General features: G+C 68.0%; 21 protein-coding genes. 6 read left to right on the forward strand and 15 right to left on the reverse strand.

Translation table 11 applies throughout. The features are described 5' to 3' along the window. Positions 1 to 24: 24 nt before the first annotated feature. Both AB7V09_RS07830 and AB7V09_RS07835 read left to right on the forward strand, forming a co-directional pair. Positions 25 to 522 (forward strand): hypothetical protein, encoded by a 498-nt coding sequence (locus AB7V09_RS07830; protein WP_419143399.1) that lies wholly within the window; start codon positions 25 to 27, stop codon positions 520 to 522. Between the two features lie 176 nt (positions 523 to 698). Next, positions 699 to 1,070 (forward strand): SdpI family protein, encoded by a 372-nt coding sequence (locus tag AB7V09_RS07835; RefSeq protein ID WP_419143400.1) that lies wholly within the window; start codon positions 699 to 701, stop codon positions 1,068 to 1,070. Positions 1,071 to 1,149: 79 nt separating this feature from the next. Here the strand turns inward: AB7V09_RS07835 and AB7V09_RS07840 are convergent, their stop codons facing one another. The 10 genes from AB7V09_RS07840 to AB7V09_RS07885 form a co-directional block, all read right to left on the reverse strand. Further along, on the reverse strand, positions 1,150 to 1,743 hold the full coding sequence (locus tag AB7V09_RS07840; RefSeq protein ID WP_279015490.1) for a DJ-1 family glyoxalase III: 594 nt from the start codon (positions 1,741 to 1,743) through the stop codon (positions 1,150 to 1,152). Between the two features lie 110 nt (positions 1,744 to 1,853). Next, positions 1,854 to 3,386, reverse strand: coding sequence for an alpha-amylase (locus AB7V09_RS07845; RefSeq protein WP_009406272.1), 1,533 nt, complete (start codon positions 3,384 to 3,386; stop codon positions 1,854 to 1,856). 815 nt (positions 3,387 to 4,201) lie between these two features. Then, positions 4,202 to 5,317 (reverse strand): 5-methylcytosine restriction system specificity protein McrC, encoded by a 1,116-nt coding sequence (locus AB7V09_RS07850; protein ID WP_419143401.1) that lies wholly within the window; start codon positions 5,315 to 5,317, stop codon positions 4,202 to 4,204. Continuing rightward, positions 5,314 to 7,293: an AAA family ATPase gene (locus AB7V09_RS07855; RefSeq protein ID WP_419143402.1), complete on the reverse strand. Its 1,980-nt coding sequence runs from the start codon at positions 7,291 to 7,293 to the stop codon at positions 5,314 to 5,316. The genes AB7V09_RS07850 and AB7V09_RS07855 overlap by 4 nt, the downstream gene beginning before the upstream one ends. 429 nt (positions 7,294 to 7,722) lie before the next feature. After that, entirely contained in the window at positions 7,723 to 8,532 is an 810-nt protein-coding gene (locus AB7V09_RS07860) for a class I SAM-dependent methyltransferase (protein WP_419143403.1), read from the reverse strand. 98 nt (positions 8,533 to 8,630) lie between these two features. Next, positions 8,631 to 9,413, reverse strand: a complete 783-nt coding sequence (locus AB7V09_RS07865) for an alpha/beta hydrolase family protein (protein ID WP_419143404.1) — start codon at positions 9,411 to 9,413, stop codon at positions 8,631 to 8,633. Positions 9,414 to 9,501: 88 nt separating this feature from the next. Continuing rightward, entirely contained in the window at positions 9,502 to 10,281 is a 780-nt protein-coding gene (locus AB7V09_RS07870; RefSeq protein ID WP_075415445.1) for a carboxymuconolactone decarboxylase family protein, read from the reverse strand. Between the two features lie 97 nt (positions 10,282 to 10,378). Further along, positions 10,379 to 10,696 carry a type II toxin-antitoxin system RelE/ParE family toxin gene (locus AB7V09_RS07875; RefSeq protein WP_419143405.1) on the reverse strand — a complete coding sequence of 106 codons (318 nt, stop codon included), beginning with the start codon at positions 10,694 to 10,696 and terminating at the stop codon, positions 10,379 to 10,381. Continuing rightward, a complete protein-coding gene (locus AB7V09_RS07880; RefSeq protein WP_075374854.1) occupies positions 10,686 to 10,955 on the reverse strand; it encodes a type II toxin-antitoxin system prevent-host-death family antitoxin in 270 nt (89 codons plus the stop codon). Before AB7V09_RS07880 ends, AB7V09_RS07875 begins: the two co-directional genes overlap by 11 nt. Before the next feature lie 49 nt (positions 10,956 to 11,004). Further along, a complete protein-coding gene (locus tag AB7V09_RS07885; protein WP_419143406.1) occupies positions 11,005 to 13,518 on the reverse strand; it encodes a glycoside hydrolase family 3 protein in 2,514 nt (837 codons plus the stop codon). A 175-nt stretch (positions 13,519 to 13,693) separates the two neighbouring features. Between AB7V09_RS07885 and AB7V09_RS07890 the strand changes: the two genes are divergently transcribed. After that, on the forward strand, positions 13,694 to 14,698 hold the full coding sequence (locus AB7V09_RS07890; protein ID WP_419143407.1) for an alpha/beta hydrolase: 1,005 nt from the start codon (positions 13,694 to 13,696) through the stop codon (positions 14,696 to 14,698). Between the two features lie 28 nt (positions 14,699 to 14,726). Here the strand turns inward: AB7V09_RS07890 and AB7V09_RS07895 are convergent, their stop codons facing one another. The 5 genes from AB7V09_RS07895 to AB7V09_RS07915 all read right to left on the reverse strand — a co-directional run bounded on the left by AB7V09_RS07895 (position 14,727) and on the right by AB7V09_RS07915 (position 18,368). Then, positions 14,727 to 15,692: a hypothetical protein gene (locus AB7V09_RS07895; RefSeq protein WP_419143408.1), complete on the reverse strand. Its 966-nt coding sequence runs from the start codon at positions 15,690 to 15,692 to the stop codon at positions 14,727 to 14,729. A gap of 239 nt (positions 15,693 to 15,931) precedes the next feature. Beyond that, positions 15,932 to 16,210 (reverse strand): type II toxin-antitoxin system YafQ family toxin, encoded by a 279-nt coding sequence (locus AB7V09_RS07900; RefSeq protein ID WP_010614629.1) that lies wholly within the window; start codon positions 16,208 to 16,210, stop codon positions 15,932 to 15,934. Then, positions 16,207 to 16,488: a type II toxin-antitoxin system RelB/DinJ family antitoxin gene (locus AB7V09_RS07905; RefSeq protein WP_009406362.1), complete on the reverse strand. Its 282-nt coding sequence runs from the start codon at positions 16,486 to 16,488 to the stop codon at positions 16,207 to 16,209. The genes AB7V09_RS07900 and AB7V09_RS07905 overlap by 4 nt, the downstream gene beginning before the upstream one ends. Positions 16,489 to 16,554: 66 nt before the next feature. After that, on the reverse strand, positions 16,555 to 17,235 hold the full coding sequence (locus AB7V09_RS07910) for a response regulator transcription factor (RefSeq protein ID WP_314155885.1): 681 nt from the start codon (positions 17,233 to 17,235) through the stop codon (positions 16,555 to 16,557). Beyond that, a complete protein-coding gene (locus AB7V09_RS07915; RefSeq protein ID WP_419143409.1) occupies positions 17,232 to 18,368 on the reverse strand; it encodes a sensor histidine kinase in 1,137 nt (378 codons plus the stop codon). Before AB7V09_RS07915 ends, AB7V09_RS07910 begins: the two co-directional genes overlap by 4 nt. Positions 18,369 to 18,561: 193 nt before the next feature. Here AB7V09_RS07915 and AB7V09_RS07920 point away from each other — a divergent pair, with 193 nt between their 5' ends. From AB7V09_RS07920 to AB7V09_RS07930, 3 genes are read left to right on the forward strand one after another with little or no spacing between them, the layout of a single operon-like run. Beyond that, positions 18,562 to 19,545 carry an ABC transporter ATP-binding protein gene (locus AB7V09_RS07920; protein ID WP_009747276.1) on the forward strand — a complete coding sequence of 328 codons (984 nt, stop codon included), beginning with the start codon at positions 18,562 to 18,564 and terminating at the stop codon, positions 19,543 to 19,545. Between the two features lies 1 nt (position 19,546). After that, positions 19,547 to 20,689: an ABC transporter permease gene (locus tag AB7V09_RS07925; RefSeq protein ID WP_419143410.1), complete on the forward strand. Its 1,143-nt coding sequence runs from the start codon at positions 19,547 to 19,549 to the stop codon at positions 20,687 to 20,689. After that, entirely contained in the window at positions 20,676 to 21,860 is a 1,185-nt protein-coding gene (locus AB7V09_RS07930; RefSeq protein WP_314155878.1) for an ABC transporter permease, read from the forward strand. The genes AB7V09_RS07925 and AB7V09_RS07930 overlap by 14 nt, the downstream gene beginning before the upstream one ends. Positions 21,861 to 21,981 lie beyond the last annotated feature (121 nt).

Here is a 21,981-nt window from a genome sequence, read left to right on the forward strand (position 1 = left end):
CCGGGCCCACCCAAGGAGACCCTCATGAGCAGCACCTCTTCCACGACGTCGCCCGACGACGTCGACAGCACCAGCACCGAGGCGACCGGCGAGGACGCCACTAGGCCCTTCCCGGCCGCCGGAGACACCCAGCCGTTGACCCCACCGGTGACTCAGCCCGCGGCCGAGCCAGCAGGTGAGCCGGAGACTCAGCCGGTCACCATGCCACTGCCCGCCTCTCAGGAAGCCGGCGCGGAGACGGCCTCCACGGGCTCGGCTCCTGCATCCTCGGCGTCGAGCCCGGTGTGGAGCGCCGGGACGGTCACTGAGCAGGACCACCCGCAAACGCCCCAGGACATCAAGGGCTCCACTCTCCTATGGGGAGCCTTCCTGCTCCTCGTGGGCGGGCTGCTCATCGCGGCGGGCCTGGGGCTGCGCTTCGACTTCACGACGACGGCCATCGCCTGCCTGGCGGGTCTGGGGGGCCTGCTCGTCGTCGCCGCCCTCATCCCCAAGAAGCGCCGCAGCGCCAAGAAGTCCTGATCCGCATTCACCACGTATTCGCACCATGAAGCCGCGAGGACGCACCTCAGGGCCCGCCGACTGCACCTCCACGGTGCGGCTGCGAACCCCACCGTGCGTCCTCGCGGCGTACTATTCAAAGAGAACTCACCGGAACCGAGAACCTCCACCACTGCGACGGATGACGAGGGACATCGATGGTTGAGACAGCGTGCTCCATACTCATGAGCCTGATCCTGAGCGTGACCGGCATCCTCCTCGTGGTGCTGGGACGCCGGATGGCGAAGCGCAGGCTCCCGCCGAACTCGTGGGCAGGAGTGCGTCACGAGATCGCGCTGCGCTCGGAGGAGAACTGGTACACGATGCAGGCCCGGTGCGCGGTGGCCACCATCGGAGTGGGTGTGGTCCTCCTCGACTCAGCTGTCCTCTTCGCCGTTCAGGCGGCCCTGCATGAGACGATCTCGATCCTGTTCCCCATGGCCATCATGCTGATTCAGACGGTTGCCGGTATCGCATTCGTTCACGTTCAGGCCCGCCGGTGCGCCGCGGAGCTGACGCAGAGCGCATAGGTCGGCTCCCCCACGCAGCGACTTTAGTGAGGGAGCCGGTCAGGGGTGGTCGGAGTCGGTCGGAATCCGGGGTGAGGGCTCAGCCCTGGTAGACGATCTTGGCCTTGACGTCGTCGACGGCCTCCTCGCCCAGGTAGTGGCGCACGATCTCCAGGCCGAAGTCGATGGCGGTGCCCATGCCGCGGGAGGTGATGACGGGGCCGTCCGTCACGACGGCGGCCTGGCTGACCTGCGCGCCGTGTTCGGCGAGCACGCCCACGAAGCCGGGGTTCGACGTCGCCTGGCGGCCCTCGAGCAGGCCCAGCTCAGCCAGGATCGAGGGTGCGGCGCAGATCGCGGCCACGGGCCGGCCGGCGCGCACCCGCTCAGTGACCGCAGCCATGAGGGGCTCGACGGCCTTGAGGTTGGGGGTGCCGGGGATGCCGCCGGGCAGGACGAGCATGTCGTAGTCGTCCAGGTTCGCCTCGGCCAGGGTGAGGTCGCAGGTGACGACGATGTTGTGGGAGGAGACGACGGCCCGCTCGGGGGTCACGGAGATCATCGTCGTGGGGATACCGGCGCGGAAGAGGATGTCCACGGTCGCCAGTGCCTCGACCTCCTCCAGCCCGGGGGCGATGAAGACGGCGACGGCCTTGTCGGTCCTCTGGTCGGTGGGCGCGTGGAAAGCGGGCATGTCTCCTCCAGGAAGGTCGGCTCAGGTCAGTGCGGCTGGCGCCATCACCCTACGCGCCCGTGACGCCAGGCGTGAAGGACACCGCAGCTCCCCAGCCCTTCGGGCGATCCTCAGCGCTGGCGCAGGAGGTGCTGCTCGGCACTGTCCAGGATCGGCCGGGCAGCCTCCGGCGCGTAGACGCTCAGGCCGCCGTCGGACACGGGCAGCTCGACGTTGCCGTCGTCACCGATGGTGACCGGCTCGTGCCCGCCCAGGACACAGATCCACTGCTCGCCGGCGTGCCGCGCCCCGACGTGGAGGCGCTTGGTGGCGGCCCTGCGGTCGGACAGAACAACGGCGAGCCCGGAGCCGGGGTGGGCATCGTCGCCCTCTCGGGCGAAGCCGACGACGTCGGGGTCGTCGAGGGCGTCGTGCTGGGGGCCGTGGGCCAGGGCGCGTCGCATGGTCATGAGCAGCGGCAGCTCGGTGACGGCCGGAAGGTCGCCGGTCTCAGGCGTGCCGAACAGGTCGCCCCAGAAGACGCAGGGGGTTCCGGCCTCGCGTAGCAGGATGAGGGCGTAGGCCGAGGGCTTGAACCAGGGCTCGATGGTGGAGGCCAGGGACTGGCCCGGTTGGGTATCGTGGTTCTCCACGAAGGTGACGGCGCGCGCGGGGTCGGCGGCCACGAGGGTGCCCTCGAAGAGCCGGGTCAGGTCGACGTCGCCATTGGAGGTGGAGGCGGCGTGCAGGTGGAAGTGGAGGGGGACGTCGAACAGGCTCATGAACGGCACGGCCTCCAGGTAGCCCTCCAGCTCGGCGACGTCGCGGGACCAGTACTCGCCCACGGCCGGCAGGGCGCGGCCGGTGGCGCGGCGCAGCTCGGGCAGCCAGCGGGCGAAGAAGTCGGCACCGACGTGCTTGAGGGCGTCCAGGCGCAGACCGTCGACGCCGGTGGTCTCCACGTACCAGCGCCCCCAGCGATCCATCTCGGCGCTGACGGCGGGGTCGATGACGTGGACATCGGAACCCATGAGGTAGTCGTAGTTGCCGAGCTCGTCATTGACGTTCTCGTTCCACTGCTTTCCCTCGAAGAGCCAGACGCCCTGCTGGCGGCGGGCCTCATCCCAGTCGGTGCCGTGGAAGCAGGTCCAGTCCCAGGTGAAGTCCGAGTAGGCGCCGGCGCGCCCCGGGAAGGTGTAGCGGGTCCAGGCGGTGATCTCCTCGGTCTCACCGATGGTGCACGTGCGGTCGTGGGGATCGACGGACGTGGCGCGCACGACCTCGGTGGCGTCCCCGCCCATGCGGTGGTTGAGGACGATGTCCGCCACGACGCTGATGCCGGCCGCGTGCAGGGCCTCGATGGCGGCGAGGTAGTCCTCCTTGGTGCCGTACTTGGTGGGGACGGTGCCCTTCTGGTCGAACTCGCCCAGGTCGTAGGTGTCGTAGACGCCGTAGCCGACGTCCTCCACTCCGGCCTGGCCCTTGTAGGCGGGCGGCAGCCACACCGAGCTCACCCCGCAGTCGGCCAGGAGGGCGGCGTTGTCCGCCAGGAGGCGCCAGTGGGTGGAGTCGGCGGGAAGGTCCCAGGCGAAGGCCTGGAGCAGGAGGGGGTTGACGACGTCGTCCGGGTTGGCGGGGCTGGGCTGGGCGTGGTTCTCGGTCACGGTTCCGATGCTGCCAGTCCTCCCCCTCGGCCGGGGACATTTCTGTGCGGACGGGGACCTTCGACGCCGTCGGGGACCGGATTCCTGTCCCCCGACGCGCGACATGTCCCCGGCCGGGAGAAAATGCACCCCCACGCGCAGGATGTCCCCGGCCGAAGGAAGAATGCGATGTGGACAGTGCGGATGGGCGGCCTCATAATGGTGGGGAGCCACCCGGGTGCTAGCCGGGCGACTCCCCTCGCAAGGGAACGGCCTAGCCGATCCACGTGCTGAGGGCATCCACAAGGACACCGACGGCCCGGATCAGGCGAGCGACAGCGTTGAGTACTTCGCTCACCTTCCGGGCCGTTACCTTGCCCTTGCGGACTTCTGCGCGTCGCCCTCTCGGCTTGGACACGGCCCTCACCTCCTCCCGACTCCTTCCTCCCCGGCAAGGACATGAGTGTTCCGGGAGAAGATGCCAAGGGAGGCATCACCCATCATGCCAACGAGCATCGACAGCCCTTCTCGGACTCCACAACACGGGGATTCCGCGGCGAGACAGTCGCCCTTGGGGACACCGGCGTCGTCGACGCTCGTCCCACGCGCCTCTTGGTCTCCAACACGTAGTGACGGCCGGGGGCATTCCACGCGGCCGGGAGCGTGTCCTTCCGGCCGGGGGCCTTCGACGCCGTCGGGGACCGGATTGCTGTCCCCCTACGCGCAGCATGTCCCCGGCCGGAAGAAAGTGCACCTCTACGCGCAGGATGCCCCCGGCCGAGGGAAGGATGCGATGTGGACGGTGCGGAACGGCGCCGCTCGCGACTCGCGAGTGGTCAGATTGGCGTGAGCAAGGCGGCGACGTCGTCGAGCTGTACGGCGATCTCGGTGAAATCCCGGTCCAGGTCGAGGGTGCGCACGTGGAAGCGGTGCCCGGTCTCGGTCCAGGTCTCGCGGATCGGCGGGTCGACGGCGGTCTGGGCGTAGAGCAGCATGCCGGCGACCTCACGCCCGGACTGCCGGGGGTCACTGGCCTCGTGCATGACGTAGCTGTAGATCTGGTTGCGGTTGGCCGGGGACAGGATCGACTTGTCGTAGCGGGAGCCGAGGATGCGCCCGTAGCACTTGGTGTCGATGATGAGGGTCCGCTCCGGCCCGGTGAGGACGATGTCGGTGTGCAGTCCCGGGAGGAAGACCGGGGCGTCCTCGATGCCGCCGCTCACCCAGGGAGCGCCGGCGTGCAGGTGGGGGTGGTGGCGGCGGAAGTAGGCCAGGACGAAGCGCTCGTACAGGGCGCTCAGCTCCTGGGGGTCGAGGAAGTCGGCGAGGCTGACTGCGCCGTCGGCGCCGCTGAGCAGCCGCTCGTCCAGGACGAGTCGGCACACGCCCATGAGCAGCCGGTAGGAGCGGTTACCGCAGTGGAAGCACAGGCTGTCCCAGTGCAGCTGGCGCAGGTCCCCGACGCTCATCACCTCGACGTCGCCCATGACGAGCAGTGTGGACTTCAGACGCTTCCGGCGGGCCGGGGCGACGTCGCCGTGCAGGATCAGGCGCAGGGCGGCGGTCTTGAGGAGCCGGTTCATGAGGGTGTTCTCGGTGCGCTCGTCGTATCCGCAGCGCACCAGGTTCCTGCGACGTGCCCTCAGACGCATCGTGGCGGCCGGGTCGATGCGTCCCCGCACCACCGTCAGGTCCTCGTTGAAGGGCTGATAGTCCCGCTCGAAACCGCGTCGGCGCTGGTTGTCCAGCCCACCGGCCAGGATCGCGGCGAGCATGTCGTGGACATGCTCGAAGTCCTCGGCCGCCAGGCGCCGGTGCTCGCCGGTCTCCAGGGCCTTGAAGGCGTAGGCGAGCATGTAGTAGACGTTCTTGAGCAGGACGGTGCTGGGACCACGCTGGTGCGGTCGGCCGGGAGCCCCGTCTCGCGCCCGGCCGGGCAGGGCGGCCGTCATCCCAGGACGCTCTCCAGCTCGTGGATGCTCTCGTCCATCGCTGAGGGATTGTCGAACCAGTACTCGCGCACCAGCGGCTCCAGCTCGTAGCGCACCACCGAGGTCACGTCCGCATCCGTGCCCGCGGGGTTCTCGGGGCCGGCCGCAGGCAGGCACAGGTAGGAGTGGCCGATCTGGAACCCGGGGCCGAGGGCCTCGTCCTCGGCGATCCGCTGGTTGAGGCGGCGTACGACGTCGACCAGCGCCTCCAGCCTCGAGCTGCCCACGGCCTCGACGTGCCTGAGGAACCCGGGGTGATCGAGGGCCGGCCGCATCTCGAAGAAGGCGAAGCGGCGCCGTAGCGCGTAGTCGATGAGGGCCAACCCCCGGTCGGCGGTGTTCATCATGCCGATGATGTGGAGCCGCTTCGGGACGGACAGCAGATCCCCGGACACGGGCAGGCGCAGCGCCTCCCCACGGTGCTCGGCCTCGATAAGCATGAGCAGCTCGCCGAAGGCCTTGGAGATGTTGGCCCGGTTGATCTCGTCGATGATGAACACGTAGTCCCGTCCCGGGTCGGCGGCGGCACGCCGGCAGAACCTGGCGAAGACGCCCTCGGCGGCCGCGAACCCGCCCTCGGCCGTGGGACGCAGCCCGACGACGACGTCCTCATAGGTGGTCGACTGGTGGAACTGCACCACCTCCACCCGCGAGTCATCCGTCTGGCCCATGAGGGCGTAGGCCAGGCGCTTGGCCGCGAAGGTCTTTCCCGTGCCCGGGGCGCCCTGGAGGATGAGGTTCTTCTTGCGGCGCAGCAGCCCGAGCATCTGCTCCACGTCCTCGGGTCTGAGAAAGACCTCGTCCAGGAAGTCGGCACTGGTGTAGTGCTCGTCCGCCTCGTCGAGATCGTTGTTCCCGCGCCGCTCGTCCACGGATGCGGAAGAGTGCGAGTCCTCGATTCCGATCAGTGCGTTGAGCTGATCCGGTGTGTACTTCGTGTTCTCTGTGAGGCGTTGCAGCATCAGTCTGCCGATCCGCTGCTCGAGCGGCCAGGAGCCGACATGCGTCCACTCGACGTCACGCACCGCCCGGAAGGATGACCGGTCCTCGTCATAGCGATAGTCGGAGCGAACCACTCCGCGCCCCACGATCTCATTGAAGCTGCGGCGGACATAGACGATGTCGCCTGGTTTCATGGCATGGATGTAGTCCCACACCGAGTCCGCGGCCTTACGTGGGCGGCCGCCCCAGTCCCCGTAATGGGTGTAGAGCGCGTCCAGGAGCGACTCCTTGTCGGGGAAGGAGGCAAGATCGCCAACCCGGTCCCAGTTGAGTGCCATGATCCCGGCCGTTCGAAACTCATCCCATCTCGCTGCACCCTCGCCCGGGGTATAGAGCCAGTGCTGGAGCTCATGCTTCTTGGCTTGACTGGAGTCCCCGACGCCCTGCGCCCGGGCGGAGGCAGTCGACGCACCTGATGCGTTCCGGTCCCGGAACAGCGACTCGAGCTGGGCCGGGTTGTAGCTCGTGTTCTCCGTGACTCGTTGCAGGCTCACTGCGCCCACACGCCGGTCGAGCAGCCAGGAACCGACATGCGTCCACTCGATGTCGCGCACGCAGCGGTAGGCGGGCCGGGCGTCGTCGTAACGGAACTGCGAGCGGACGACGCCGCGCCCGATGATCTCGGTGGGACCGCGCCGGGCGTAAACGACGTCGCCGGGACGCATCGTGCGGGTGAAGTCCCGGATCATTCCCGCCGCGCCTGTCGGCCTGCCTCCCCAGTCCCCGTAGCCGGCCTCCAGCGCCTCGATGACGGCTTCCTCATTCGGGTAGCTGGTGGGGTCGCCGATCCGGTCCCAGTTGAGCGCCATGATCCCGGCCGTTCGAAACTCATCCCACTTACCGGCGCCCTCGCCCGGGACGTAGAGCCAGTAGCCGCGCTCCTGCTCCTCGGCCGTCTGAGCATCCTTATCCGACGCCGTCATCGGCTCGCCCATGATTCCTCCTCATCGCCCGTGCCCGCAGCGCTGCGGGCACGTCCAGGGAGAATAGTAGTGCCAGCTCACCCCATCGCTACCAGCCGGGTACGCACACCTCCGGGCCTGGACATCCGACGCCGTCGGGGACATTCCACGCGGCCGGGGGCGTTTCCGTGCGGCCGGGGGCATTCGACGCCGTCGGGGGCCGGATTCCTGTCCCCCAACGCGCAGGCTGTCCCCGACCGGGAGGGAATGCACCCCCACGCGCAGGCTGTCCCCGGCCGGGAGAGAACGCACCCCCGCGCGCAGGATGTCCCCGTCGAGATCGGCCGCCCCGGGCCAGCACCGGCCCAGCGCCGATCAGTGCCAGACCGGCACCAAGCCAGGTCCTGACCCAACGCCCGGCCCCAGCACCGGACCAGCCCCGGACCAGCGTCCATCCAGCGCTCAGGCCGGCGCCCGCAGCACCACGATGCGCTCGGAGAGTCTGCCCACCAGTGGCAGCCGCGTCAGGGGCGCGAGCAGGGGGTGGTAGCGCGCGATGGTGCGGGTGAAGGGAACGTCGTGGAGCAGCATGTAGCCGGGGGCCACCGTCCGGCGGAACTCGGCGGCACTGGAGCAGCCGTAGGTGTAGCGCGCACCCGCGTCCTCCACTGAGCGCTCCCGACCGTACTTCTGGAACAGGCGGGGCATGACCTCGATGATGACGGTCGCACCGGGCAGGCACGCAGCGATGATGTCCAGGAGCATGCGCACCTCCTCCTGCTCGAGGTACATGCTCAGTCCCTCGATGACGACGAGCACGTCGCGGCTCACGTCCTCCAGTTGGTCGGGCCAGGAGGGGTCGAGGGCGGAGGCGGCAAGGGTGCGGTGACGCTCGCCGCCCTCGAGCAGCCGACGTCGCAGCGCGATGACGTCGGGTAGGTCGAGGTCGTACCAGGTGATGCGCCCGTCGTCGAGGCGCTGGAAGCGGGTGTCGAGCCCGCAGGCGACGTTGACCACCGTGCAGCCGGGGTGGGTGTCCAGGTACCCGGCCACGAGCGGGTCGAGTGTGAGGGTGCGCAGCACGACGCCGTCGGCCATGAGCCGGTCCTGCTTGGCCATGGTGAAGTCATAGTCGAGCCGGGAGACGAGCTCGACCGCGGCGGGGTCAGTGAAGCGCGGCCGGTCGGAGAGCGTGTGCTCCGCCCTGGCATGGAGGGTCAGCAGCATCGTCTTGCTGACACTGGTCAGGTCTGCTGTCTCGTGTGCGCTCACGCGGTCAATTCTGCGACGCCCGTGGCTCGGGAACCACCACTGTCAGAAAAACGGACTGCGCCGCCCGTTCCCACTGTCCGCCGCGCGGCTCAGTCCGCTCAGTCCTCCTCAAGGACCCCGTTCCAGGCCAGGAAGCCGATGGTGCGGCGCATGGCCTCCTCCCAGTTGACGTCGCCGAAACCGTGGGCGGCGCCGGGGATGGTGACGAGCTCTGCGTCGGGGGTGGCGCGCACGGCGGCCCGGGAGACCTCGATGGGCACGGCACGGTCCTGGTCCCCGTGGACGATGAGGACGGGGCGACGGTAGGTGGCCAGCTCGGCCCCGACCTCCAGGTTCCAGCCGTCGACGGCGTAGGCGCGCCCCAGGCGGGTGCCCGCCCAGTCGAACTCCTCGGGCACGGCCGCCGGCGTACGGAAGGCGGCGCGCAGGTTCTCCCCCAGTCGCAGGGCCGGGTACCACAGGGCCAGGGCGGTGATCCGCTGCGGGTGGCGGGCGGCCGCGAGCGCTGCGACCGCTCCACCCAGGCTCAGCCCGAACAGGGCGACCCGGGAGGCGTCGACCTCCGGCCAGGCGTAGGCGGCAGTGAGGACGGCTTCGAGGTCGGCCAGCTCGGTCAGGGCCGACATCGCGGTGGTCTCGCCCTGGCTGGCGCTGCCGCCGCCCCCTCGGAAGTCGAAGCAGATGGCTACGGCCCCGGCCGCGGCGAAGCGCCGGGCCATGGGGGCGACGCGGGTGTGGGAGCCCTCCATGCCGTGGCAGCAGATGACCAGGGGCGAGGGGGTCGACGACGCCGTGCGCGGGACGTAGGCCAGTCCCCCGAGCCTCTGCCCCTGGACGGTGAGGGTGACCTGCCGTGAGAGGTAGGGCTGCGTCGTCGTCACGTGTTCTCCTTGCTGTGCAGGGCCGGCAACGAGAACCGGCCCCGCGGCCATCGTAGACGGACCGCCGGGCCGGGCGCGGATCTGCCTCTCAGCGGTAGGCCTCTGCGGAGGCGCTCTCGTCGTAGCGGGCCACGAGGACCAGGCCGGACAGGGCGTAAGGGCCTCCGATGTAGGGCATGACCTGGACCAGGGCGGCGGCCACCTTCTGACGGGAGGAACCGGCCCGGATCGCCCCGGCCACGTGCGGGCGCAGCTGGGTGGTGGCGCCGATGGCGGCGATGGCCACCAAGCTGATGAGCTCGCGTTGGGCAACGTCGAGGCCGCCACGGGTGGCGAAGTCGCCGAAGGCGGAGGAGGTCAGCAGGTGGGGCACGAACTCATCGAAGGGCTCGGGCAGGGCGGAGAAGACCTCCTTAACCTCATTGCCGTACAGCGGGGCCTGAATGTCGGCGCCGGCCTGCTCGCGGGCACTGGGGTCGGTGGCATCCACGGTGCCGGCATTCTCCAGGGGCAGGGAGATGCCGTTGGCCTCGAAGACCCCGTTGGCGATGTCAATGGCATTGAGGGTCTTGGGGAAGCCGATGTAGGGGGCGCACTGGTAGATGGTCTCGCGCAGCTGGAGCGGGCTGGCTCCGATGTTGAGGGCGGCCCCCACGTGGGCCTGCAGCTGCGGAAGGGTCTGCATGGCGGTCAGGGCGGTGATGGTGAGCAGCTCGCGCTCGACGTCGGTGAGGACGCCCGTGGAGAAGGCCTCGTCGAAGATCCCGTTCTGGAGGATGTCGAACAGCTCAGGGTCCGTGGGGTGGGGCTGGGGCTCCACCCCGAACAGCCTGGTGAAGGTCTCACGTGCTTGAGGTGTCAGCGCCATGGAGGGGCTCCTTACGATGTATGGGTGGCTCCTGCTGAGCATGTCACGTTCAATGCCCCGGCGACAGGCCCCAGCAATCCCCCCAGAGCACGGGATCTCAGCCACGCCGGACGAGCACAGAAACCCAGTCCTGCCGAGTATCGAAGATCCGATCCACCCGAATGAAGTGCTCTTGAATGCTGTAAACAGCTAACAGACGACCAGCCACAACATAGCGACTGTCAGTTGGCGTGCCAACAACAACATCCAACCTACTCCCGGCCAACGGGTAGCTACGAGTCCCTTCGACCGCCTCAAGCAGGGCATCCACCTGCTGAAACGCTAAGTCCGGGTCGCCGGAGGTCTCAACCGTGAAATCCCAGGCCTCATCAAGATCAATGAGAGCATCAGCGGAGTAGACGATCTCAGCACTCATGGGCGGAATCCCGCCGTGCGACGAAGTGCGCACGCACGTCTGCAGCACTAACCCACCCTTGCTCCTCACCAGAAATCCGACCCGCCTCGACCTCTCGGAGGAGACGACGACCCGCCTTAATGCGGTCATAGTCCTTCATATCGAGAAGGACGTACCTCCCATGACCATTCTTGGTGAGGAAAACAGGCGAGCCCTCCGCAACATCCTTGAGAACGTCGGTGTAGCTCCTCAGATCTGATACTGGCTTGATCGTCGGCATCACACACCCCCCGCTGCTGAATTCTTCGATTAATTCTACAGCACGAGCATCAGGATGTCGAGATCGTGGCTATCCTCCAGGCCGCGCGGATGACCCGGGCGGCCTGCTTCTCGAGCTCGCCCCGCGTCAGACTCACGCCTCCGTCTTCCGGCGCGATCCGGCCACCCGGCCCGCGGCCTACGCTCCCCCGTTCCAGGGCCGCCAGGAGGTCCTCCCGATCCGTCTCGCCTCCGGGCATGAAGAGCTCGTTGCCTGCCTTGATGGTGGCGGCCGCGGTGGCACGCGGGTGCTTCATGTCGCTGCGGGTCATGCCGTCGACGACCCAGTCGGTCATGACCAGTCCGTCGAAGCCCCACTCCCGGCGCAGGATCACCTCGAGCAGCTGGGCCGACTCGGAGGTGTGGACGCCGTTGATGAGGTTGTAGGAGGTCATGACGGCGGCGGGGCGGGCCTGGCGCACGCAGATCTCGAAGGCGCGCAGGTAGAGGTCGCGCAGGGCTCGGGGACTGACCTGGCTGTTGGAGTTGAGGCGGTTGGTCTCCTGGTTGTTGCAGGCCAGGTGCTTGATGGTGACACCCCGCCCCGAGTGGGTCTGGACGCCGCGGGTGATGGCGGCGGCGATGCGTCCGGCCAGCAGCGGGTCCTCGGAGAGGTACTCGAAGTTGCGTCCGCACAGGACGCTGCGGTGCAGGTTGAAGGCGGGGGCGAGCCAGAGGTGGACACCGAAGCGCTCCATCTCGACCCCGACGACGTCGCCGAGCTGCTCGGCCAGCGCAGGGTTCCAGGACTGGGCGAGCGCGGTGCCGATGGGGATGGCGGTGGTGTACTGCTCGCGGATCTCGGTGGGTTTGCGGGGGTCTGGCTCGTCGGCGATGCCGAGGGCCTCACGTCCGGCGTCGTCCATGAGGTCGAGGAAGGTGGCGGGCAGGCTGGAGTCGCCCAGGGAGAAGGGGCCCTCGGCGTCGACGCCGTAGGTGGGAGTCAGGCGCAGGCCGGCGGGCCCGTCGGCCATGATGATGCTGGGCAGGCCGGGGATCCGGGAGGTGGTCTGGCCCGCCGCGCCGATGACTGTGGTGGAGGCGGCCCCGACGATGGAGCCGGACTCCTCGCCGCGGCGGTAGTCCCCCAGGACGGTATACACGAGCTCGTTGTCGGAGAGCCCCCGGGCCAGGGTGTGGGCCTCGCTGAAGCCCTCCAGCGCGGACTGCTCATCGGGCTCGGCGTGGTCCGGCAGACGCAGGTCGGTCGGGTTGACGGCGAGAACCGGCAGGCCGGCCGGAATCTCGAGGACCGCCGGCGCCTCGGGCTTCCAATCGGTGAAGCCGGGCTCCCCCAGGTCACCGGTCAGGTGTCGCACGGTTGCGTCCTGGGCGAGCTCGACGACGGCGACGGGACTCAGCTGCCGGCTGGAGGTTCCCGCCCGCAGCAGGTAGCGCCCGGCCTCCAGGACCGTGGCACGGGCGGCCTCGTCGTAGGAGACCAGGTCGGTCAGGTCGACGTCGACGGTGATCCGTGCCGTGGCGCCGGGGGTGATCTCGTCGGTCTTCGTGAAGCCGGCCAGCGCCTGGAGGGGCTGGTCGAGGCGTCCGGCCGGCACGCCGGCGTAGACCTGGATGGTCTCCTTGCCCGGGTATCCGCCGGTGTTGGTGACGTCGACGTCGATGCTGACGCGAGCGCCGTCGAGGCTCACCTGGCGGATCTGGACGTCGAAGGTCGTGTAGCCCAGGCCGAACCCGAAGGGGAAGAGCGGCTCCTTGCCGACCGAGTCGTAGAAGCGGTAGCCGACGTAGATGCCCTCGCGGTAGTGGGTGTCGTCCGGGTCGCCGAAGTCGCCGATCTGGTCGCCCTCGTCCCAGGCGGCCCAGGTGGTGGCAAGTTTTCCGGAGGGGTAGGCCCTTCCCAGGAGGACGTCGGCGAAGGCGTCGCCGACGGTCGCGCCGAGCTGGGAGAGCAGGAGAATGTTGGCAACGTCGTCGAGCGGGCTGAGGTCGACGACGCCGCCCACGTTGAGCACGAGGAGGAACCGCTCGAAGCGCCCGTTGAGGTCGAGAATGTCGCGGATCTCGGTGTCGGTGAGTCTGAGGTCTCCGGCCTCGGGGGTGCGGTCGCTGCCTTCCCCGGAGGTTCGGGACAGGATGTAGACGGCTGCGTGCGGGTCGGTGCCGGCCTGGATATCGAGGGGGATCGTGTACTCCGGCTCGGGCATGACCGAGCCCATGCCGACCATGATGGCGGGGACGCCGCGCTCGGCGGCCTCGGCCCTGATACCGGCGATGAAGTCCTGGTGGGCCTGGAGACGGATACGGTCGTAGGCCTCCATCCAGGGCCGGGTGACGATGGTGAAGCCGGCCGTCTCCAGGCCCTCCTCGATGGTGGTGACGTGGCGGGAGTTGACGTCTCCGCTGCCGGTTCCGCCCTTGATGGTGTGCCGCGCACCGGAGCCGAACAGGGCGATCTCGCCCGGCTCAGTCAGGGGGAAGGCACCATTGGAGCGCAGCAGCACCATGCACTCGGGGGCGAGAGCACGGACGGCGGCGAGGTGGTCGGTCTCGTAGGCTTCCATATCGCAGTCTCCTCTTGTCATGCCGACGGCTCCCCCACGTACCGGCCTCCGCACTGAGTGAACGAGCTGGATTCACCCCATCATCGCGGCGTTCTGATGCCTACGATAACGGAGCAGACACCGGATCCGGAGATGTTGTCGGAGAGCACTCGGGGCTCTGCGGAGTGGAGGAATCATGAAGGTGCCCAGGAGACTCAGCGGGAGCAGGATCGCCGTCGGCGCAGCCAGTGTGGGCCTGACGGTGGGGGCCTTCAGCCTTTACTCCCACAAGCGATATGGCCGCTCGGCCGCGGCGAGCCTGGCGGAGTACGGCGTCCGGCCGGTCAAGGCACTGGCGGCCCGCATTCCGATGACCGAGCGGATCGCGCGTCTGGCCGACCGCCCCGAGCCTGCCCGCACCGTCACCTTCCCGGCCTGGGGTCGCTTCTTCTACGACCTGGAGCGGAGCGAGGACTCCGGCATGCCGGTCTATCACGTCCGCCAGCGGACGCCGTCAAGCGCGGTCATCGTCTACCTGCACGGCGGCAGCTACATCGCGACGGCGGTCTCGGCGCACGCCTGGCTGGTCGATCATCTGGCCCGTAGGACGGGGGCCGACGTCGTCATGCCGCTCTACCCGCTGACGCCTCACCACACCTGGCAGGAGGCGCACCGGCTGGTGCTGGAGCTCTATCGGCGAACGGTGGCGCAGAACCCGGGGAAGCGGATCGTCCTCATGGGAGACAGTGCTGGCGGGGGCCTGGCGGCGGTCATCGCCCTGTCCCTGGCTGAGGCCGGCGACACCCAGCCCGATGAGCTCGCACTCATCTCGCCCTGGGTCGACATCACCAACACCAACCCGGATATCGCCGACTACGTCGACGCCGACCCGCTCATGGCTCCCGAACCCCTCGCCGAGATCGGCCATTCCTGGGCGGGCAGCACCCCGTCGACCGACTGGCACCTCTCCCCCATCTACGGTGACCTGTCGGGCCTGAAGAAGGTGACGACCTTCGTGGGGACCCGGGAGATCCTCCTGCCGGACAATGCGCTCTTCCACGCCAAGCTCCTGGAGGCCGGGGTGGACTCGACGCTGCACGTCGGCGAGAACCTCAACCACGTCTACCCGATGTTCCCCACCCCGGAGGGGCGCCGGGCGCGCCGAGACCTCGTCCGCCTCGTCACCGGTGAACTCGCCTGACCAGCCGGCAATCCTTAGCCGGCGCTCTTTACCCAGCGCTGCGAGGCAGAAGCACATGAGGCGTCAGCTGGCGGTCTGTCTCCTCTGACTGCCATACCTCGGAGAGCTCGGCACGGCTACGAGCCTGGAAGATGGTCGGGCTGTACTTCCCCTTGGAGGACCTCTGCCAGCCGTACTTCAGTTCGGAGTCGTCCAGAGGATGGTAGGCGGGAGCCTCATAGCTGCGCGCCTTCGCCACCTGCTCATCGGTGAGCGGGATGGCGACGTAAGCACCCTCGGTTGTCTGCCCGCAGCGGGCCGGATCGGTGACCCCATAGACAGCGATTTGAATGCCCTGCTCATACTCTTCGACCGATACCGACGTGACGGCGCACACCGCCTTTGTCATCCGGACAATAATCGCAGACCCCTCGCCCAGTGCCGATTCTCCACCACTGGCCGTGGTCGCTTGGGCAGGATCGAGCGTCCCCAAGGCGACCTTGGAGTCGACGACGCTTGCCGTGGCGAAGGCACTCGGATGGTCTCCGGGCAGCCACGAGTAATAGAAGGCGTCGATGCCAATGCTGACCGAGGAGTCCGATTTCTGCTCACCGGCCACACCCTCGAGAACCGGCTCGAAAAGGACAACCGGATCACCAGATCCCACGGCAGTCATCGAAGATGACGGGAAAGGATCCACCGGAGACGGAGTCACGGTCGTCTCGGCATATCCATCACTATCCTCACCGTCACTCGACGAATAAATGTTTGGGTACACATGAGGAGTGGCATCATCCGTTGCGCGATCACTCGCATTCCTGTGCGACGCCGACATGACGAAGAATACGCCCCCCACCATCATCAGAAGAGCGACAATGGCAGCAAGCCGTTGAAAAGCGAAGGCACCATCGGACGGCTCATTGGCCTCAGGGTCACGGAACTGCCAGGCTGACGTCGCTTCCCACATACCGCGAGGGTCTATGGCACCCCACAGAAGCATGGGAACGAGAAACATGAAGAAGATGATTAAAGCAAGCGCTCCCACAGATTCCTACTTTCGCAGATTGCGACCACACCGACCGCTCATATTGATACTATCACCATCAACCGCGCTCAAACAGAGTCATCGAAGGCATCTGAAGTCGTCAGACGCGGTGTGCACCCGAGTGGCGGGCACCGCTCTCAGCTGGAGCAGATCCATCTGCGCATGATTTCACAAACACTCACTTGGCCACGATTGATTGTTCATACCATTCACATCCGAAGATCGGAATGACTGCCGGTTTCCACCAGGAGCAACACGAGCTCCGCCTCTCGAACCTCATAGATCAGCACCCAGTCGGGCCGGATGTGGCAGTCCCTCAAACCTGCTCGGTCCGCCGTGAGCGCATGGTCGCGGTAGCGAGCGGGCAACGCCTCTTGACGCTGAAGCATGTCGACGACGGCGAAGAACTCATCCAGGTCGAGACCGCGCTTCTTAGCCCGCTTGAGATCCTTCTTGCACTTGTTCGAGATGACGATCTGGAGCATCACAGGCCCAGGTCGTTGCGCAGGTCAGCTACGGTCCGGTAACGCTTGGCCGTTCCTGCGGCGATCGCCGCATCGGCCTCCTCGTAAGCCCGTCGTGCCTCGGCAGTCATGCCATAGGGACGTGAGGTATCGAAAGGGAAACCCTTGAAGTCATTGAACGCACGGACGAACATGCGTACAGCATTGGACGGAGTCGTTCCCATCTGGCGAGCAAGCTCAACGAACAGACGCTTGTCCTCGGCATCGATCTTGACGTTGAGATTCTCCATAGCGGTCGACATCGCTTCCTCCTCGTCTCCCATCGAGGGTAACACGATGTGTCACGCTGGGGTACGGCTGCGCCAGGATCACCCGGCCTGCGCGGAGCGGTAGTACATGACCGCGACCTGGGTGCGGTTGCGCAGGCCGAGCTTGGCCAGAATCGCGCTGATGTGGTTGCGCACCGTGCCCTCACTCATGAACAGCCGCGCCGCGGCCTCGGCGTTGTCCAGCCCCTCGGCCACGGCCTCGACGACCTCGTACTCGCGGTCGGTCAGGGCCGCGAAAGCCGTGCTCCGCAGGTCCTTGTCGGACAGTCCCGGGCCCTCCTCGGCAGGCTCCCTCCCTCCGGTACGCCCGCCGAGCCCCATGGTGGTGCTGCGCTCGAGCACCTCCCCCTCCAGGACGCAGACCCCGGCCATGACGGAGCGCAGCGCCGGGGCGACCTGAGCGACGTCCTGCTTGATGAGGTAGCCACGCGCCCCCATCTTGAGGGCCCGCACGATGTACTCGTCGTCGGAGAAGGTGGTCAGGAAGACGATGCGCGCCCCGGCGTCCTCGGCCAGGATCCGCTCGGCCGCACTGAGCCCGTCCCCGCCGGGCATCTGGATGTCCATGAGGAGGATGTCGGGGGTCAGCTCCCGGTAGCGTTCGGTGGCCTCGGGTCCCGAGCAGCCCAGACCGACGACCTCGACGTCGTCCTCGACCGACAGGATCGTGGACAGGGACTGGGCGACGAGCGCGTCGTCGTCGACGATGAGGACCCTCATGATGTTCCTTCTTTCCCTTGTCCGTCCTTGGGGATCGTGACGAAGACCGTGAACCGTGGCCGCGGGGTGATGCGCACCCGGCCGCCCAGGGCCTCGACCCGCTCCGTCATGGAGCGCAGGCCCAGGCCCGAGCCGCCGCGGCCGTATACGGCCGGCTCGCCCTCGGCGGGGACGATGCCGTCATTGTCAACAGTCACCTGCCAGAACGCAGGGTAGTCGGTGACGGCCACGCGGGCCGATCGGGCCCCACCGTGGCGGGCGGCGTTGGTCAGGGCCTCGCGCACCACGGCGACGACGCAGCGCGCCACCGTCGCAGGCGGCTCGGCCTCGGTGGAGCAGTCCACGCTCACCGAGTCGATGCCGCAGCGCGAGCCCAGCAGGTTGAGGGAGGTGGCCAGCTCCTCGCCGTCGTCGGACAGGGCGTGGACGGAGCGGCGCATGGAGTCCAGGGCCTCATCGAGGCCACCGTCCAGGGTAGTGAGGTCGGCGACGACGCCGGGCTCCTCGCGGTGGACGATCTGGAGGGCCTTGACCTGCAGCAGGAGGCGGGTAAGGAGGTGGCCGACGCCGTCGTGGATCTCGCGGGCGATGCGGGTGCGTTCGGCCAGGGCGGCGGCGCGCAGCTCGTAGTCCTGGGCCTGGAGCAGCTGGGCGTTCGTGTCCTGCAGGGTGAGGACCTTCTCGCGCAGGTCGTCGCGCACCACGTGCAGGCTCCTTCGCGCCGCCTCCTCCTGGACGGTGCGCAGCGCGAGGAGGGCCGCGAGAGCGCAGACCGCCAGAGCGAGGGCCAGCACGGGCATGTCCCGAACCCGCGTGACCATGACGGCCGCGAAGGGGATGCAGACGGCCACGGCCGCCATTCGCGCGCGCCGGGTCCCGAGCGCACCGAGGCGGGCCAGGACGTAGACGACCAGCGGAACCCCAGCCACGGAGTCCGCCGAGAGGGCTCCCACAAGGAGATAGGCGGCCGGCACAGCAAACCCCCACCGTCGCTGGTCGGCGCTCATGCTCAGGCCGGCGACGGTCACGGCCACGATCAACCAGATCACGGCCGCCGTCTTCACCTGCCCCACGAGCAGGACCAGCAGGAGGCAACCGCACAGCAGCACGCCTTTGTCGGCCAGAACCTTCACCCCTCGATTATCGGTCGGTGGCCGGCGCTCGTGGGCCCGGCATGCCGTTAGGGAACTCGTTCCGGCATCTCATGACAGAAGTCATGGGGGCCGGCCGCAGTCATGACAACAGGCACTTCTGAGCGCCACCGCGCCCCGCGACCATGGATGCCATGAGCCGGGGACCACCGGCGGAACAAAGGAAGGAGCCGAGATGGACGGCGAGGATGAGAACCACGAGGCGGGCCTGGCGGTGGAGGTCGACTCCCTGGTCAAGCGCTATGGGGAGCTGGTCGCGGTTGATGGCCTGTCACTGATGATCCCGCGCGGCCAGGTCCTGGGGCTGCTCGGCCCCAACGGCTCGGGCAAGACGACGACGATCAGCTGCATCCTTCAGCTGCTCACCTACGACAAGGGCTCGATCCGCGTCTTCGGTGAGCCGATGACGCCCACCTCCTACGGTCTCAAGCGTCGCATCGGCGTGGTGCCTCAGGATGTCGCCGTCTTCGATGAGCTCACGGTGGCGGAGAACGTCAACGCCTTCTGCGCCCTCTACGTGCGCGATCGCGCCGAGAGGCGCCGCCTGGTGGCCGAGGCGATCGCCTTCGTCGGTCTGGAGAAGTTCGTGAAGTTCAAGCCCAAGAAGCTCTCCGGCGGCCTGCTGCGCCGCCTCAACATCGCCTGCGGCATCGCCCACGGCCCCGACCTCATCTTCCTCGATGAGCCCACGGTCGCCGTCGACCCGCAGAGCCGGGGCGCCATCCTCGATGGCATCAAGCGCCTCAACGAGCGCGGCGCCACGGTCGTCTACACGAGCCACTACATGGAGGAGGTGGAGCAGCTGTGCGACCGGATCGTCATTATGGACCGCGGCCGTCAGGTGGCCTCCGGTACCTCCGACGAGCTCAAGGCCATGATCGGCACCGGTGAACGCATCCGGGTGGAGGTCATCGACCCCGCCCCGCTGGGCGAGGAGGCCCTGGAGGGCCTGCGCCGCCTGGAGCATGTGCGCACGGCCGCCTACCTGGACGGTGAGGTGCTCATCGAGTGCTCCCCCGGGGCTCACAACCTCACCGATGTCATGAGGGCGCTGGATGCCGCGGGGGCGACCTGCGGCCGGGTGACCTCCGAGCCCCCGACCCTCAACGACGTCTTCCTGGAGATCACCGGGCGGGCCCTGCGAGACGAGGCGGCCTGAGATGTTGACCGTCTTCCTGTATCAAGTACTCAGGCTCCTGCGAGACCGGGTCCTGCTCGTGTGGACGCTCGGCTTCCCCGTCGTCCTGTCCCTCATCTTCATGGCCATGTTCTCCAACCTGGACAAGGTCTACGAGGCCACCCCCATGAGCTTCGGCGTCGTCCAGGACGAGGCCTACCGGACCGCTCCGGGGCTGGACGCCGTCGTGGAGCGCATCTCCGCCGACGACGCCGATCATCACCTCATCACGAAGGTCACCCACTCCACGGTCGCGCAGGCCGAGGCCGCCGCGAAGCGGGGAGAGACCAACGGGTATCTCGCCGTCGAGGGCAGCGATCCTGTGCTGCACGTGACTCAGCAGGGCAACGAGGCCGAGACGACTCGGGTGCTGCGAGTGGTCATGGACTCCTACACCCAGAGGCGGGCCGAGTACGTGGCCCTGGCCAAGGCGGGGGCGGCTCCTGAGAAGCTGGCGGCGCTGGAGACCGATCAGGCCTTCACCCGCTCGATCTCGGTGACGCCCTCCCCGGTCAAGCCGCAGACCCACTACTATTTCGCGCTGCTGGCCTTCGCCTGCGGCATGGGGACGACCGTGGCAATGGTGGCCGTGAAGGGAATCATGGCCGTCTCACCGGTGGGCGCCAGGCAGACCCTGGCGGGTCTGGCCCGCTGGAAGGTCCTGACGGCCACGCTCGCGGCCTCCTGGGTGTGCGTGTTCGTCTGCCTGCTCGTCGCTTTCGCCTTCATGGCCTCGGTCGTGGGTGTGGACTTCGGGCCCCATGTGCTGCTGTGCCTCGTGGCGATCGGGGTGTGCAGCCTCATGGCGAGCGCGGTGGGCGCCGCCCTGGGGACGCTGGCCCGCCTGGAGATCGGGATGATCTCCGGCTTCACGTCCCTGCTGTCCTTGTTCACCGGCCTGTACGGGCCCGCATCCCAGTCCCTGGCCCGCTCCATCGAGCAGCACGCACCGCTGCTGGCGCAGGCCAATCCCCTGTGGCAGACAGCCCGCTGCTTCTACGGGCTCCTGTACTACGACTCTCTGGCACCCTTCGCCCGCAGCTGCGCAGTCCTGCTGGGCATGACGTGCCTGTTCCTGACCATCGCCCTAATCCGCGCCAGGAGGATGACCCATGAGCACCTTTAAGACATGTGTGAGAGTTGTGGCCGCTCACCGGCTGTACATCCTCATCTACCTGGTGGTGCTGAGCCTGTTCGGTCTGTTCACCGGGATGGCCAAGTCCGAGGACAGCTCCGATGAGGTCACGGTCGCCACGGCGAGTGTGGCCGTCATCGACCGCGACGGCTCCACGATCTCCCGCGGGGTCAAGGGCTATGTCGAGTCCGTCGGCGAGGCTCAGTCGCTTGAGGACTCCAGGCGGGCCCTCCAGGACGCCACCGCGCAGAACCGCATCAGCTACATCCTCATCATTCCTGCCGGCTACGGGCAGAGGCTGCAGCAGGCGGCTCGCGAGGGCACCGAGCCGCCCCGCATGGACACGGTCATCGGGTACGAGTCGGCGTCCGGCGCGCTTATGAATGTGCGCACCGACTCCTACGTGGGGCAGGTCAGCGACTACCTGTCGACCACCACGGACGACCCGGTCCGGGCCGTGGCACTTGCCAAGGAGACGATGAACCACTCCGCCCCCGCGAAACGGATCACCCCGGACGCCACGCCTCTGTCCCACAGCTTCGTCACCTACGCCAGGTTCTCCTTCTACCCGCTCATGGCCTTCGCGGTCGTCACGATCTCCACGCTGATGGCGGCGCTGGGGCGCCGGGCGGTGCGCGCACGCCTTGAGGCCACCCCGGTCAGCGGCACTTCCCGCAGCCTCGGGCTGCTGGGCGCGTGCCTCGTGGTGGGGCTCGCCGGGTGGCTGTGGGTCTTCGGGCTGGGAGTGGCGGCCTTCGGCCTGGGCAGCGTGGCGACGTCGGCTCCGCTTCTGGGGGTGGTCGCTGCGGCTGTGGGCAGCTATACGCTCGTGGCGGTCTCGATCGGATTCCTCATGGGGCAGATCGGTCTGGGCCAGCAAGCGGCCAACGCGGTCGCCAACATCGGAGGCATGGCCCTGTCCTTCCTGGGTGGGGCGTGGGTACCCATCGAGGGGTTGCCCGACTCGCTCGCCCGGGCGGCGAGGCTCACGCCCGGCTACTGGGCGGACCGAGCGATCTCCGGGGCGTACGAGGCGACCTCCATGTCCGCCGCCGTCATTGGGCCCCTGCTCGTGGACTGCGGCATCTGCGCCCTGTTCGCCGTCGCGGTCTTCTCCGTCGCCGTGGCCGTGGGGCGCGCCCGGGCCCGGTCGGCCCTGTAAGGCGCTGGCACGCGGAGCACCCGCCAACACGACGTTGGGGCCGGCCACCACCTGGTGACCGGCCCCAACGTCACGTTGCGCGGTGCCTCACTGAATCGGGAACGTACTTCCTGCACGAGGA

It is taken from the genome of Actinomyces sp. SKVG-SVH-4(1), from assembly GCF_048514265.1.
GTDB lineage: Bacteria > Actinomycetota > Actinomycetes > Actinomycetales > Actinomycetaceae > Actinomyces > Actinomyces oris.